This window comes from Mycobacterium sp., assembly GCF_965229265.1.
Classification (GTDB): Bacteria; Actinomycetota; Actinomycetes; order Mycobacteriales; family Mycobacteriaceae; genus Mycobacterium.
In genome coordinates this window covers 821,781-834,653 of record NZ_CBDDIY010000013.1, presented here as the reverse complement: position 1 = coordinate 834,653, position 12,873 = coordinate 821,781, and the positions used below count along the sequence as shown (strand labels likewise).

General features: G+C 68.4%; 15 protein-coding genes. 10 read left to right on the top strand and 5 right to left on the bottom strand.

The window, feature by feature from the left end:
- Positions 1-27: 27 nt before the first annotated feature.
- Both ADBZ9K_RS25900 and ADBZ9K_RS25895 read right to left on the bottom strand, forming a co-directional pair.
- The gene (locus ADBZ9K_RS25900) at positions 28-594 is read right to left on the bottom strand and encodes a nucleoside deaminase (protein WP_526625111.1); all 567 of its coding nucleotides are present in this window, start codon (positions 592-594) and stop codon (positions 28-30) included.
- A gap of 90 nt (positions 595-684) precedes the next feature.
- Entirely contained in the window at positions 685-1,083 is a 399-nt protein-coding gene (locus tag ADBZ9K_RS25895) for a hypothetical protein (protein ID WP_526625109.1), read from the bottom strand.
- Positions 1,084-1,143: 60 nt separating this feature from the next.
- Here ADBZ9K_RS25895 and ADBZ9K_RS25890 point away from each other — a divergent pair, with 60 nt between their 5' ends.
- Positions 1,144-1,812: a GAP family protein gene (locus tag ADBZ9K_RS25890; RefSeq protein WP_526625107.1), complete on the top strand. Its 669-nt coding sequence runs from the start codon at positions 1,144-1,146 to the stop codon at positions 1,810-1,812.
- On the opposite strand, the gene ADBZ9K_RS25885 is transcribed toward ADBZ9K_RS25890, so the two are convergent.
- On the bottom strand, positions 1,800-2,441 hold the full coding sequence (locus tag ADBZ9K_RS25885) for a TetR/AcrR family transcriptional regulator (RefSeq protein ID WP_526625105.1): 642 nt from the start codon (positions 2,439-2,441) through the stop codon (positions 1,800-1,802). The genes ADBZ9K_RS25890 and ADBZ9K_RS25885 overlap by 13 nt on opposite strands.
- A gap of 96 nt (positions 2,442-2,537) precedes the next feature.
- Between ADBZ9K_RS25885 and ADBZ9K_RS25880 the strand changes: the two genes are divergently transcribed.
- The 9 genes from ADBZ9K_RS25880 to ADBZ9K_RS25840 all read left to right on the top strand — a co-directional run bounded on the left by ADBZ9K_RS25880 (position 2,538) and on the right by ADBZ9K_RS25840 (position 11,225).
- Complete coding sequence (locus ADBZ9K_RS25880; RefSeq protein ID WP_526625104.1) at positions 2,538-3,533, top strand: ABC transporter permease; 996 nt, start codon at positions 2,538-2,540, stop codon at positions 3,531-3,533.
- Positions 3,534-3,543: 10 nt separating this feature from the next.
- Positions 3,544-4,710, top strand: coding sequence for an FAD-binding oxidoreductase (locus ADBZ9K_RS25875; protein ID WP_526625102.1), 1,167 nt, complete (start codon positions 3,544-3,546; stop codon positions 4,708-4,710).
- Between the two features lie 95 nt (positions 4,711-4,805).
- Positions 4,806-5,063, top strand: a complete 258-nt coding sequence (locus ADBZ9K_RS25870; protein WP_526625100.1) for a hypothetical protein — start codon at positions 4,806-4,808, stop codon at positions 5,061-5,063.
- A gap of 8 nt (positions 5,064-5,071) precedes the next feature.
- On the top strand, positions 5,072-6,844 hold the full coding sequence (gene acsA / locus ADBZ9K_RS25865; RefSeq protein ID WP_526625098.1) for an acetate--CoA ligase: 1,773 nt from the start codon (positions 5,072-5,074) through the stop codon (positions 6,842-6,844).
- On the top strand, positions 6,841-7,821 hold the full coding sequence (pdhA, locus tag ADBZ9K_RS25860) for a pyruvate dehydrogenase (acetyl-transferring) E1 component subunit alpha (protein ID WP_526625096.1): 981 nt from the start codon (positions 6,841-6,843) through the stop codon (positions 7,819-7,821). The genes acsA and pdhA overlap by 4 nt, the downstream gene beginning before the upstream one ends.
- Entirely contained in the window at positions 7,818-8,822 is a 1,005-nt protein-coding gene (locus tag ADBZ9K_RS25855) for an alpha-ketoacid dehydrogenase subunit beta (RefSeq protein WP_526625094.1), read from the top strand. Before pdhA ends, ADBZ9K_RS25855 begins: the two co-directional genes overlap by 4 nt.
- A complete protein-coding gene (locus tag ADBZ9K_RS25850; protein WP_526625092.1) occupies positions 8,819-10,057 on the top strand; it encodes a 2-oxo acid dehydrogenase subunit E2 in 1,239 nt (412 codons plus the stop codon). The genes ADBZ9K_RS25855 and ADBZ9K_RS25850 overlap by 4 nt, the downstream gene beginning before the upstream one ends.
- A gap of 13 nt (positions 10,058-10,070) precedes the next feature.
- Entirely contained in the window at positions 10,071-10,313 is a 243-nt protein-coding gene (locus ADBZ9K_RS25845) for an acyl carrier protein (RefSeq protein WP_526625091.1), read from the top strand.
- Positions 10,314-10,322: 9 nt separating this feature from the next.
- Entirely contained in the window at positions 10,323-11,225 is a 903-nt protein-coding gene (locus tag ADBZ9K_RS25840; RefSeq protein WP_526625089.1) for an aldose 1-epimerase, read from the top strand.
- Positions 11,226-11,296: 71 nt separating this feature from the next.
- Here the strand turns inward: ADBZ9K_RS25840 and ADBZ9K_RS25835 are convergent, their stop codons facing one another.
- Together ADBZ9K_RS25835 and dnaJ are read right to left on the bottom strand one after the other, a co-directional pair.
- On the bottom strand, positions 11,297-11,668 hold the full coding sequence (locus tag ADBZ9K_RS25835) for a heat shock protein transcriptional repressor HspR (protein ID WP_526625088.1): 372 nt from the start codon (positions 11,666-11,668) through the stop codon (positions 11,297-11,299).
- Positions 11,668-12,855, bottom strand: coding sequence for a molecular chaperone DnaJ (dnaJ, locus tag ADBZ9K_RS25830; RefSeq protein WP_526625087.1), 1,188 nt, complete (start codon positions 12,853-12,855; stop codon positions 11,668-11,670). Before dnaJ ends, ADBZ9K_RS25835 begins: the two co-directional genes overlap by 1 nt.
- Positions 12,856-12,873: the final 18 nt, after the last annotated feature.

The window sequence follows — 12,873 nt, the reverse complement described above, 5'->3', positions numbered from 1 at the left end:
GATCTCATCTTCCCGGGTGCCCCCAGGTCAGTACGGGTGCTTGTTGGGCCGACTGTCCCACGCCTGGTAAGCGGACTTGGCCAGATCCGGCCGAAACTGCCGAATGGCGATACTGCGTTGCTCGTAGGGCCGGGCGAAGTCCTGGTACTGGAACTCGTCGTCGAATCCGATCCTGCTCGTCTCGACCAGGTCGTTGGCGAAGTAGACGGCGTCGATGCGGGCCCAGTAGATGGCGCTCATGCACATCGGGCACGGTGCACCGCTGATGTAAATCTGATGTCCCATCAGCATTTTCGCGCGCATCGGAACCTTGTCGGCCGAGCCGGGCGGCCGGGGAACAAGCTCGAGCAGCGACTCATTGACCCGATCGACCGAGATCGAGGGCGCCTCGGGGTTCAACACCGCGCAGGCCTTGCGGATCGTCTCGATCTCGGCGTGGGCGGTGACGTCACCGGTCAACAGAACCCGGTTCTGCCCGCGTGCCACGATCTGGCCGTCCCGGGCGATCACAGCACCGAACGGTCCTCCCCAACCGTTGTCCACCGACTCCACGGCAAGCCGACACGCCTCCGTCATCAGCTCGTCGGGCGTCATCGTCAATTCCCGTCAATCCCGTTGCCGCGCATACCTGCAAGTGGGGTAACGGTAACTCACCGCGTCCGCAGCGCAACTCGAGCCGCCAGATCAGTAGGCCCCGGCATTGGGCGGCGACGTGGTGGCGTACGGGTTGGAGATCGTCACGGTGGTCTCCGGCGTCGTGCTCGACGACTCCGGCGGCGGTGACAGTTCTGCCGCGCTCTCGGTGGGCGACGGCGGGGCCTGGCTGGTGGGGCTCAGATCCGTGGTCGACACGGGAGACGAGGTCGGCACCGACGTCGCCGTCGGCGCACGGGGAGTCGAGGGGGCTGTGGTCCGCGCCGAGGGCATCACCGGCGCCGGGGCATGCTGGCGCGAACTGTTCGCGGTGTCCATGACGGCAAGCACCAGGATCACCAGCAGCAGCACCGCCGCCACCCCGGAGACGTAGACCAGGGTGTTGCCGGGCCGGCCGTCGCCCGTTTCCTCGTCGGCATCCGTGGCCACGGGCAGAGATAGTACGGTCAGCCGTGGCCGCACGTTGACGTCTACCGCCAGGAGAAGCATGTGAGCACCAGTCTGGGCTCGGAGCTGGCCGAGTTGATCCCGCTGGCGCTGGTCATCACGCTGTCCCCGCTGACGATCATCCCGGGCATCCTGATGCTGCACACCCCCGCGCCGCGCCCGACCAGCCTGGCTTTCCTGGTGGGCTGGGTGGTGGGCATCGGCGGCCTCACGGCGGGCTTCGTGTTGGTGTCCAACGCTCTCGGCGGTCTCAACAAGCAGCCGGCGTGGGCACCGTATGTCCGCATCGCGATCGGCGCGGCGCTGATCGTGTTCGGGCTGTACCGCTGGTTCACCCGCAATCGCTCGGCACACACCCCGGGCTGGATGACGTCGATGACCAATATCGGCCCCGGTCGCGCCTTCGGCACCGCGATCGCCCTGGTGATCATCAACCCCAAGGTGCTGTTCATGTGCGCCGCAGCGGGTTTGGCGATCGGCTCGGCCGGCCTGGGCACCACCGGAGCCTGGACCGCCGATGCGGTGTTCACCGCCGTCGCCGCCTCATCGGTCGCGCTACCGGTGCTGGCCTACCTGGTGGCCGGCGAGAAACTCGACGAACCGCTGACCAAGCTGAAGAACTGGATGGAGGCCCAGCACGCCACGCTGGTCGCCGTGATCCTTGTCGTCATCGGTCTGATGGTGCTGTACAAGGGAATTCACGGCCTGTAGGCGGCGGGCAATCCCAGCTCAGCCGCGTCGGCGGTCAGGTAGCGCTGCACATTCGGCGCGATCAGTTCGGCGACCTCGTCGGCGGACAAGTCCGCCAGCGGCGGCAAACGCAGCACGTAGCGCAGCATGGCGGTGCCGACGAAGTTCGTGGCCGCCAGCATGGCCCGCAATGCGGTGTCGGGGCCGCCGCCGAGTGCCGCCGATACCGCGGTGAGCACGTACCCCCGCATGAAATCCCGGAATGCTTCCATGGCATCGGGATTCGACGTCGCGGACTGCAGCATCGCCGCCATCGACGAGCCGCTGTCGGGCTGCTCCCAGATCTGCAGGTAGACCCGGGTCAGCCGCATGCCGAGGTCCCGCTCATCGCCGTCTCCGATCGCCGCCACCAGAGCGTCGGGATCCAGGATCAGGCGCAACGACTCGCGAAAAAGCTCGGCCTTGGATCCGAACAGGTACAGCACCATCGACGGGTCGACGTGAGCATCCGCGGCGATCGCCCGCAGCGTCGTCTTCTCGTAGCCCTGGTCGGCGAAGCGGCGCTTGGCCGCGGCAAGGACAGTCTCACGAGAGACCGGCTCGCCCTGCCGCCGGCCGCGGCGCTTGGCCTGGGACACCGCTGGAGCCATGGGCCGACACTAACATTTCATTAGATGTTGAATTATTCTGGACGCCCCCTTACGCTGTCGATACCAATTCACTGAGTGTTGAAAAAGGGGTATCCGATGACCACTCAGACACCACCTCGGCACGCCACCCCCACCACCGGCGGCGAGCGCTCCGACGGCGCCCGCGCCGCCCGCCTCGTCGTCGCCGTAACCGTCCTGCTCGGCGTCGTCTTCCTGGCCTTCGCACTGCCCGCCGCGCGCTCCGCACCGCACGAGCTGCCGATCGGTGTCGTCGGGCCGGCACCGCTGGCCGGCACGGTTGCGGCCCAGCTGGACGCGGTCACTCCCGACGGGTTCGCCGTCACCGGCTATCCGGACGCCGCAGCGCTACGCCAGGCCATCCGCGACCGGAGGGCCTACGGCGGCCTCGGGTTGACCCCGGATGGTCCGACCCTGCTGGTCGCGACCGGCGCGAGCCCGGTGGTGTCCCAACTGCTCACCCAGGTCGGGAGCGGACTGGCCGCCCGCACCGGGACCCGGCTGCACACCGAGGACCTGGCGCCGCTGCCCGGCCGCGACCCGCGTGGCGGCGGCGTGGCCGCCGCGGCACTGCCGCTGACCCTGGCCGGCCTGCTTCCCGCCGCGGCACTGCTGATCGTCTTCCCCAACCGGGTATGGCTGCGGCTGGGTGCTCTGGTGGCGGCGGCGGCGCTGGCGGCCGCCACGATCGCCGCGCTGCTGGCCTGCGTATTGGGCTCCATCGAGGACAACGCGCTCGGGGTGACGGCGGGGCTGACGCTTGGTGCGCTAGCCACCGGGCTGGTTCTCCTGGGTCTGGGCTCGCTGTTCGGGCGGATCGGGCTGGGCGCCGGTGCAGCCATCGCGGTCCTGGTGGGTAACCCGCTGTCCGGGCTGAGCAGCGCACCGGAGATGCTGCCTCGCGGGTGGGGCGCGTTCGGCCAGCTGCTGCCCCAGGGGGCCAACGCCACCCTGCTGCGCTCGACCGCGTATTTCTCCGGGGCGGGGGCGGGGGCCGCCGTCGTCGTGCTGACCTGCTGGGCGCTGGCCGGGTTGGCGCTGATCGTGATCGCCGGAGTGCGCAGGCGCGCATAAACTCGCCGCCGTGGGCCTCGAGGATCGTGACGCGCTGCGGGTGCTGCAGGCTGCCCTCGATCCCCGGGCCGGCTCCGACGAGCTGATCCGCAGCCTCTACCTCCGGTGGTTCGCCCTGGACGCCGAGGTGCGGGACCTGTTTCCACCGGAACTGGGTCCCCAGCGCGTGGCGTTCGGGCAGGCCATGCACTGGGTGTTCGGTGAGTTCGTGGCCCAGCGCGCGCAGGCACCGGTCGCATTCCTCGCCCAGCTGGGCCGAGACCACCGTAAATACGGTGTGACACAACAGCATTACGACAGCATGCGTCGCGCATGGTATGCCACGATGCGTAGCCATCTGAACGACAGCTGGACCGCCGCCGTCGACGATGCCGCCACTCAGGCCATCAACCTGATCACCGGCATCATGTCCGGTGCCGCCGATGCCGAGGACAGCCCGCCGTGGTGGGACGGCACCGTCCTGGAACACCACCGGGTCTCGCGCGACCTCGCGGTCATCCGCCTGCACCTGGACCGGCCGATGCCGTATCACCCCGGCCAGTTCGTCAACGTCCAGATCCCGCAGTGGCCGCGGCGCTGGCGCTACCTGTCCCCGGCCATGCCCGCCGACCCGGAGGGCTTCATCGAGTTCCACGTCCGCTCCGTGGCCGGGGGCATGGTCAGCAACTCGCTGGTCGCCGAGACCCAGCCCGGCGACCGCTGGCGGCTGTCCAACCCGCACGGCGGGCTGCAGGTGGACCGCGACGCCGGCGACGTGTTGATGGTGGCGGGCAGCACCGGGCTGGCGCCGCTGCGGGCGATCATCATGGACCTGTGCCGGTTCGGCCAGAACCCCCGGGTTCATCTGTTCTTCGGGGCCCGCTATCCCTGCGAGCTCTACGACCTGCGGACCCTGTGGGAGATCGCCGCGTCCAATCCGTGGCTCTCGGTGTCGCCGGTATCGGACTACGCCGGCGACCCACCGTGGGCGGCCGACTATCCCGACGTCCAGCCGCCCCGCGGGCTGCATGTGCGCCAGACCGGACGACTGCCGCAGGTCGTCACCCAGTACGGCGGGTGGGGTGATCGCCAAATCCTGATCTGCGGCGGGCCCGCCATGGTCCGCGCCACCCGAGAGGCACTGATCGCCAAGGGTGCACCGCCCGAGCGCATTCAGCACGACCCGCTGGCGGGTTGAGCCCAGGGGCCACTACTTGTGTGACCTTCGTCCCTTCCACTTCGCTTCCAGTGAGACGAACATCACAGCGTGGGGGTTAGCAGTGAGGGGCTGTGATGACGGCTGCGGGTTCGGCTGACGCCACCGACGACCGCGAATTCGACACCATCGCTTGGCAATTCCTGTGCTCGCCGTACACCGGGCGCACCTACTGGGACTGGCCGTTGGAAAGGCGCCTTGACGCCTTTCTTCGCCATCAGGGCCGCGAGGACATCCTCAACAACGGCGCCGCCTACGCCACGGTCGTGGACCGCGTGATGGCCAACCTGGGGCGGGCCCGCCGCGACGGCGTGCTGTCCCCACCGCACGCATAAGAGGAGTTATGGACGTCATTCACAAGGGTGCCGGCGACCTCAAGGTCACCCCGAACCTCACCGATTATGCCCAGGTCCGTGCGTCGTTCGACTGGGCGGCCATCCCCGACGTCTGCGCCGGAATGGGCGGCGGATGCAACATCGCCTACGCCGCGGTGGATCGCCACGCCGAGGGACCCGAGGCCGGCCGCACCGCGCTGCGGTTTCTTGCCGACACCCCCGAGCTGACCCGGCACGACATCAGCTACGCCGAACTGGGCCGGCTCACCAGCCGGTTCACCAACGTGTTGCGCGGCCTCGGGATCGGCAAGGGCGACCGCGTCTTCGTCATCATGGGCCGCGTCCCCGAGCTCTACATCAGCATCCTCGGCGCCCTGCGCAACGGCAGCGTCGTCTCGCCGCTGTTCTCCGCCTTCGGCCCCGAACCGATCGCCACCCGCGTCACCATCGGATCGGCCGACGTGCTGGTGACCACCGCGGCGATCTACAAGCGCAAGATCGCCAAGATCCGCGACCAGCTGCCCTCGGTCAAGCACGTCCTGGTGGTCGGCGATGAGATGGCCGGCACCGAGAACTTCCACCGCCTGATGGACGCGGCATCCGACGACGCGCCGATCGAACGCACCACCGCCGACGATCCCTCCCTGCTGCACTTCACCAGCGGCACAACGGGAACACCCAAGGGCGCCCAGCACGTCCACGGTGCGGTGGCCATGCACTACATCACCGGGCGCTACGCGCTCGATCTGCATCCCGACGACATCTATTGGTGCACAGCAGATCCCGGCTGGGTCACCGGGACGTCATACGGGATCATCTCGCCGCTGCTGCACGGTGTCACCTCGATCATCGACGAGGCCGAGTTCGACGCCGAGCGGTGGTACCGAATCCTGCAGGACGAACAGGTCACGGTGTGGTACACCGCACCGACGGCGATCCGGATGCTGATCAAAGCCGGCCCTGAGCTACCCGCCAAATACCACTTCCCCACGCTGCGGTTCATCGCCAGCGTCGGCGAGCCGCTCAACGCCGAGGCGGTGTGGTGGGGAAAACGCGTGCTGGGGTTGCCGATTCACGACAACTGGTGGCAGACCGAGACCGGCGGGATCATGGTCGCCAACACCCCGGCCTTCGACATCAAGCCAGGATCCATGGGCCGGCCGCTGCCCGGGGTGGATGCCGTCGTCGTGCATCGCGACGACTCCGGTGCGGTCACCGTCGTCGACCAGGCAGACGTCGAGGGTGAGCTCGCACTCCGGGTCGGCTGGCCGTCGATGTTCCGCGGCTACCTGCATCAGGACGAGCGCTACCGCAAGAGTTTCGCCGGTGACCTGTACCTGTCCGGCGACCTGGTCAAGCGGGATGCCGACGGCTACTTCTGGTTCGTCGGCCGCGCCGACGACGTGATCAAATCCTCCGGCCATCTGATCGGGCCGTTCGAGGTGGAGAACGTGTTGACCGACCACCCCGCGGTCGCCGAGGCCGCGGTGATCGGCAAGCCCGACCCGACCTACGGCGAGCTGGTCAAGGCCTTCGTCACCCTCAAGACCGGGTACACGGGCGACGAGGACCTGCGTCGCGACCTGATGGGGCACGCGCGGAAACGGTTGGGGGCGGCGGTGGCTCCCAAGGAGATCGACTTCGTCGAGGCCCTGCCGCACACCCGTTCGGGCAAGATCATGCGCCGCCTGCTCAAGGCCCGCGAACTGGGACTGCCCGAGGGTGACATCTCCACGGTGGAGACCACCGGCACACCGCACACGCAGGAGGTGACGGCATGACCACGCCTGGACTGGCCCGCGGGCTGCTCTCGGATATGATCCGGGTGCGCCGCATGGAAGAGAAATGCGCCGAAATGTATAGCGCCGCAAAGATTCGCGGCTTCCTGCACCTCTACGTCGGCGAAGAGGCCGTCGCCGCCGGGTCGCTGCGGGCGCTGGGCGCACAGGATGCGGTGGTGACGACCTATCGCGACCATGCGCACGCCCTGCTGCGCGGGGTGCCGATGACCAAGATCATGGCCGAGATGTATGGGAAGGTGCAGGGCTGCTCGGGTGGTCGGGGTGGATCGATGCATCTGTTCGACGCCGAGCGCAGGTTCTATGGCGGCAATGCCATCGTCGCCGCGGGCCTGCCGCTGGCGGCTGGTCTGGCCTTCGCCGATGCCCAACTGAACCGCAAGAACGTCACCGCCTGCTATTTCGGGGAAGGTGCGACCGCCGAGGGGGCGTTTCACGAGTCGATGAACATGGCCGAACTGTGGCAGCTGCCGGTGCTGTTCTGTTGCGAGAACAACCGGTACGCCATGGGCACGGTGATCGACCACGAGCTGTCCCAGCCGGATCTGGCGGCCAAGGCGGCCTCCTACCGGGTACCCAGCGCCTCGGCCGACGGGATGGACGTGCTGGCCTGTCACGCCGTCACTCAGCAGGCCGTCGAGCACATCCGCACCGAGGGCGGACCGTACTTCATCGAGTTCCGGACCTACCGTTTCCGGCCGCACTCGATGTTCGACCCGGAGCTCTACCGGGAGAAGGCCGAAGTCGAGGAGTGGCGCAAGCGCGACCCGATCCACCTCTTCAGCGAGAAGTGCCTGGCCGACGGCACGGTGACCGCCGAGGACATCGCCGCCATGCAGGACTCCGCCCAGACCGAGGCGGCCGAGGCGGTGGCCTACGCCGAAGCGGGCACCTGGGAAAGCGTGGACGACCTGGCCCGGCACCTGATGTCACCGGCACCGGTGGAGGCTCTGTCATGAAGACGACCTACCGCAACGCGGTGCACGACGCGATTCGCCATGCCATGCAGCAGGACTCGCGTGTGCTGCTGCTGGGTGAGGACGTCGGCGCCTACGGCGGAACCTACGCCGCCTCCAAGGGGCTGCTCGACGAGTTCGGGCCCGAGCGGATCAGGGACACCCCGCTCTCGGAGCTGGGTTTCGTCGGCATCGGCGTCGGCGCCGCTCTGGGCGGACTGCGCCCGATCGTGGAGGTCATGACCGTCAACTTCAGCCTGCTGGCGCTCGACCAGATCGTGAATACCGCTGCCGCGCTGCGTCATATGTCCGGCGGGCAGTTCTGCGTGCCGCTGGTGGTCCGAATGGCCACCGGTGCCGGGCGCCAGCTGGCCGCCCAGCATTCGCACAGCCTGGAGGGCTGGTACGCCCACATCCCCGGGATCAAGGTGCTGGCACCGGCCACGGTGGCGGACGCCTACGGAATGCTGCTCACCGCGCTGGCCGACCCCGACCCGACGATCATCTTCGAGCACGTCCAGCTCTACAACACTTCCGTCGACGTCGACGCCCTGGCACCGACCGATATCGCCCGGGCCGCGGTGCGGCGCACCGGTAGCGACGTCACCCTGATCACCTACGGGGGCTGCCTGCCCAAGACCCTGGATGCCGCCGACCAGCTGGCTCTGGCCGGAATCGACTGTGAGGTCATCGATCTGCGGGTGTTACGGCCGTTGGACGACGAGACCATCCTGGCCTCGGTGCGCAAGACGCACCGGGCCGTCATCGTCGACGAGATGTGGCGCACCGGAAGCTTCGCCGGCGAGATCTGTGCCCGCATCGTCGAGGGCGCGTTCTACGACCTCGACGCGCCGGTCGCGCGAGTGTGCACCGAGGAAGTGCCGATCCCCTACGCCAAGCACCTGGAGGAGGCGGCACTGCCGCAACCGGACAAGATCGTGGCCGCGGTACGCGGCCTGTTCGGGGATTCCGGCGCACAGGACCCGGGGGTGGACCAACCATGATCGAGTTCACGATGCCGGCACTCGGGGCCGATATGGACGAGGGCACCCTCAACGAGTGGCTGATCAAGCCCGGCGACACGATCGCTCGCGGGCAGATCGTCGCGGTGGTCGAAACCACCAAGGCCGCAGTCGAAATCGAGTGTTGGCACGACGGTGTGGTGGGCGAGCTGCTGGTGCCGGTCGGGCAGACGGTCGCGGTCGGCGCCCCACTGGCCACACTGCTGGAGCCCGGAGAGACGGCCGCGCCGCACTCCTCGGCCACGGTGGCCGGCCCGGTGGTCACGCCCCACGCCGAGTCGTCGCCGGTCGCCGGCGCGGCGACACCGGCGGCCGCCCCCGCGCCGGTGGGCCATCGGCTCTGGGTGTCACCGCTGGCCCGCCGGACCGCGCTGTCGCTGGGCGTCGACCTGAAGGCCGTCACCGGAACCGGTCCGCAGGGCGCCATCACCCTCGTCGATGTCGAGCATGCCGCCGCCACCGCCCACCACGCCGAACCCAAACCCGCGCCGGCGGCAAAGTCGGCCGGGTCGGCCGCGGCGCCGAAATCGGCAGCGGAGAAGGCCAAGGAGCGCGGTGCGGCCATGCGCGCCTCGATCGCCGCGGCGATGGGCCGCTCCAAGCGGGAGATCCCGCATTACTACCTGTCCGACGAGATCATCCTGGACACCGCGCTGGCCTGGCTGACCGAGCAGAACCTCAACCGGCCGATCACCGAGCGGCTGCTGCCGGCCGTCTTGCAGCTCAAGGCGGTTGCCCTGGCCGCCCAGCGGTTCGGCGAGTTCACCGGGTTCTGGCGTGACGAGGGCTACGAACCGCACCCGGCTGTGCATGTCGGCGTGGCGATTTCGCTGCGCGGTGGCGGACTGGTGGCCCCGGCGATCCACGATGTGGCCGAGAAGAAGCTTGACGAGCTGATGGCCGATCTGAGCGATCTGGTCGCCCGGGCCCGAGCCGGGTCGCTGCGCAGCTCGGAGATGTCCGACCCGACCATCACCGTCACCAACCTCGGCGACCAGGGGGTCGACGCGGTGTTCGGCGTCATCTACCCGCCCCAGGTCGCCATCGTCGGTTTCGGCAGGCCCACCCAGCGGGTGGTCGTCGTCGACGGCGGTATCCGCGTCGCCACGACCGTGCAGACCACCCTGTCCGCCGACCATCGAGCCAGTGACGGTCACCGCGGTGCGCTGTTCCTGGCCGAGATCAACCGGCTGCTGCAGCAGCCTGACGAGTTGTAGAAGGGAGCCCGAGGTGAGCGATACCGCTATCCGCGATCAGGTCGTCGAAGAGCTGCTCACGATCGCACCGGAGATCGAGGAGGGCGATCTGTCCGACACCGAACTCCTGCGCGACCAGGTCGACCTGGACTCGATGGACTGGCTGAACTTTCTGGTCCGGCTGCACAAGCGGTTCGAGGTCGACATCCCGGAATCGGAGTACGCCTCGCTGCGGACGATCGACGATCTGACGAGCTACATCGCGTCCCACCGTTAGTATCCGACGATGGCACAACTGCCGTCCGTCGAGCTCCGCGACCCGTCCTCCCCGCTGACCGCCACGTTCGTCCCGTCGGCGGGCATGATCTGCACGTCACTGTCCGACGATGGTGCCGAGCTGCTGGGTCAGCGCCGCGGGCTGCAGGCCTACCTGACCACCGGCAAGACGATGGGCATCCCGATCCTGTATCCGTGGGCGAATCGGTTGAGCGCCAACGGCTATGGGCTCGACGGCGGCGCGGTGACGCTGACCCCGGGGGTCGGCGGTGTCCGCTCCGACGAGCATGGCCTAGTGATCCACGGCGTGCTCGCCGCCTACCCCGGCTGGCTGGTCACCGAACGGTCGGACAACCGGCTGACGGCTGATGTCGATTTTGGGGGGCAGCCGCGGTTGCTGGCCAGCTTCCCGTTCCCGCATATCGTCACCGTCGACATCACCCTGGCCGACCGGGCACTGCGGGTGGAGACGACGGTCACGCCCACCACGGCGGCGTCGGTGCCGCTGTGCTTCGGCTTCCATCCCTACCTGACCATTCCTGGGGTGCCGCGCTCGGAGTGGATCCTGCAGACCCCGCCGCTGCGGCACCTGCCGGTGGACAACTGGGGAATCCCGACCGGTGACTTCGAGGAGTGGCCGGCCTTGGCAGAGACGTTGGGCGAGAAGACTTTCGACGACGGGTTCGACCAGGTTCCGCAGGGCGGGGTATTCGCCCTCAGCGGTGGGGACCGCCGCATCGAGGTGGTCTTCGACCACGGGTTCCCGGCGGCGCAGATCTTCGCACCCGGCACCGAAGACCTGGTAGCCATCGAACCGATGGCCGCCCCCACCAACGCACTACGCGCGGGCGGCTACAGCACCGCGGTGCCGGGCCGACCGGCGATCTCGTCATTCACCATCCGGGTGCGCTGAGCCCGCCTCGCCCAAACCGACAAACGGGCGCGAAAGTGCGAGTTGATCGCACCATTTTGTCGATCTCGGCGCTACCGCCGCGGCTTCCAGACCACCAACGCGGTACTCTTCGGCACGACGGCCAGCTCGCGGCGTTGCTTGGCCCGCAACGACTCCAGCTCGGCGGCCATCTCCTCGATGCGGGACTGCAGCGCCTCAACATGATTGGTCAGCTCGATGATCCGCTTGATCCCGGCCAGGTTGACGCCCTCGTCCTGTGAGAGCCGCTGCACCTCGCGCAGCAGTTCTACGTCGCGTTCCGAATAACGCCGTCCCCCACCGGAACTGCGGCGCGGACTGACCAGGCCGAGCCGGTCGTAGGTGCGCAGGGTCTGCGCGTGCATACCGGCCAGCTCGGCGGCCACCGAGATCAGAAACGTCCGCGCCTCCTCGGAAGCACTCATCAGCGGTTACCCGCCCATCCCGCCCGCGGATCGAAACCACTGGCCCGCTCGGCGGCTGCATAGGCTTCCAGCGCCTCCAGCGCCTGGCCCTCGAGGTTGGGTGGCACCGCGACCTTGACGGTGACCAGCAGGTCACCGTGGCCGCCGCTGCGCTTGGCGACGCCACGCCCGCGCACCCGCAGGATGCGGCCGTCGGCGGTGCCCTTCGGCACCCGCACACCGACCTTACCCTCCAGAGTGGGCACGGAAAGTGTTGTCCCCAAAGCTAGTTCGGTGAAACTAACCGGGACGGTCACCGTCAGATCGTCACCGTCGCGCCCGAACACCTTGTCCGGACGGACGTGCACGGTGACGTACAGGTCACCCGAGGGTGCACCCCGTAACCCGGCCTCACCCTGGCCGGCAAGCCGGATACGCTGGCCGTCCTCGACGCCCGGTGGGATCCGGACGTTGATGGTGCGAGTCCTGGTGGTGACACCGGTCCCCCGGCACTCGTCGCACGGATGCTCGATGATCGAGCCACTGCCCCGGCAGTCGGTGCAGGGCTCGGAGAATCCGAACGCGCCCTGATTGCGGTTGATCACCCCGGAGCCGTTGCAGGTCGGGCACACCTTGGGACTGGTGCCCGGGCGCGCACCGCTGCCATGGCAGTTGGTGCACGGCGCGGGACTGGTCAGCCGCAGTGGCATGGCCACGCCCTTGGTCGCCTCCAGGAAATCGAGATCGGTCTCGGTCTCCAGGTCCTTGCCGCGTCGCGGGCGACTCGGCCGCGGCTGGGCACCGCGCCCGAACAGGCCACCGAACAGGTCGCCGATGTTCGCGCCGCCGGACTGGCCGGCCGCATCGAACAAGTCGTTCAGGTTGAACTCGGCACCATCGCCGCCGAAGCCACCGAAACCGCCGCCACCACCACCGTCGCCACCGTTGAACCGGCGACCGAAGCCACCGCCGGCGAACATCCGCCGGGTCTCGTCGTACTCCTTGCGCTTGGCGGCGTCGGTCAACACATCCCTGGCTTCACCGACCTCCTTGTAGCGCTCGTCGGCCTGCGGGTTGTCCGGGTTGCGGTCCGGGTGATTCTCAGCGAGCAGCTTGCGGGCCACCCGCTTGATCTCGTCCTCGCTGGCGTCAGAGGAGACGCCGAGCACCTTGTAGAAGTCTTTTTCGACCCATTCTCGTTGAACCATGCCGCGTCACCTCCCCTC

Bases quoted from the DNA above. Each gene is read 5' to 3' on its own strand.
- acsA (WP_526625098.1), top strand. From the start codon at position 5,072: ATGGACGTCATTCACAAGGGTGCCGGCGACCTCAAGGTCACCCCGAAC.
- ADBZ9K_RS25900 (WP_526625111.1), bottom strand. From the start codon at position 594: ATGACGCCCGACGAGCTGATGACGGAGGCGTGTCGGCTTGCCGTGGAG.
- dnaJ (WP_526625087.1), bottom strand. From the start codon at position 12,855: ATGGTTCAACGAGAATGGGTCGAAAAAGACTTCTACAAGGTGCTCGGC.
- ADBZ9K_RS25880 (WP_526625104.1), top strand. From the start codon at position 2,538: ATGACCACTCAGACACCACCTCGGCACGCCACCCCCACCACCGGCGGC.
- ADBZ9K_RS25855 (WP_526625094.1), top strand. From the start codon at position 7,818: ATGAAGACGACCTACCGCAACGCGGTGCACGACGCGATTCGCCATGCC.
- pdhA (WP_526625096.1), top strand. From the start codon at position 6,841: ATGACCACGCCTGGACTGGCCCGCGGGCTGCTCTCGGATATGATCCGG.
- ADBZ9K_RS25835 (WP_526625088.1), bottom strand. From the start codon at position 11,668: ATGAGTGCTTCCGAGGAGGCGCGGACGTTTCTGATCTCGGTGGCCGCC.
- ADBZ9K_RS25870 (WP_526625100.1), top strand. From the start codon at position 4,806: ATGACGGCTGCGGGTTCGGCTGACGCCACCGACGACCGCGAATTCGAC.
- ADBZ9K_RS25850 (WP_526625092.1), top strand. From the start codon at position 8,819: ATGATCGAGTTCACGATGCCGGCACTCGGGGCCGATATGGACGAGGGC.
- ADBZ9K_RS25840 (WP_526625089.1), top strand. From the start codon at position 10,323: ATGGCACAACTGCCGTCCGTCGAGCTCCGCGACCCGTCCTCCCCGCTG.
- ADBZ9K_RS25885 (WP_526625105.1), bottom strand. From the start codon at position 2,441: ATGGCTCCAGCGGTGTCCCAGGCCAAGCGCCGCGGCCGGCGGCAGGGC.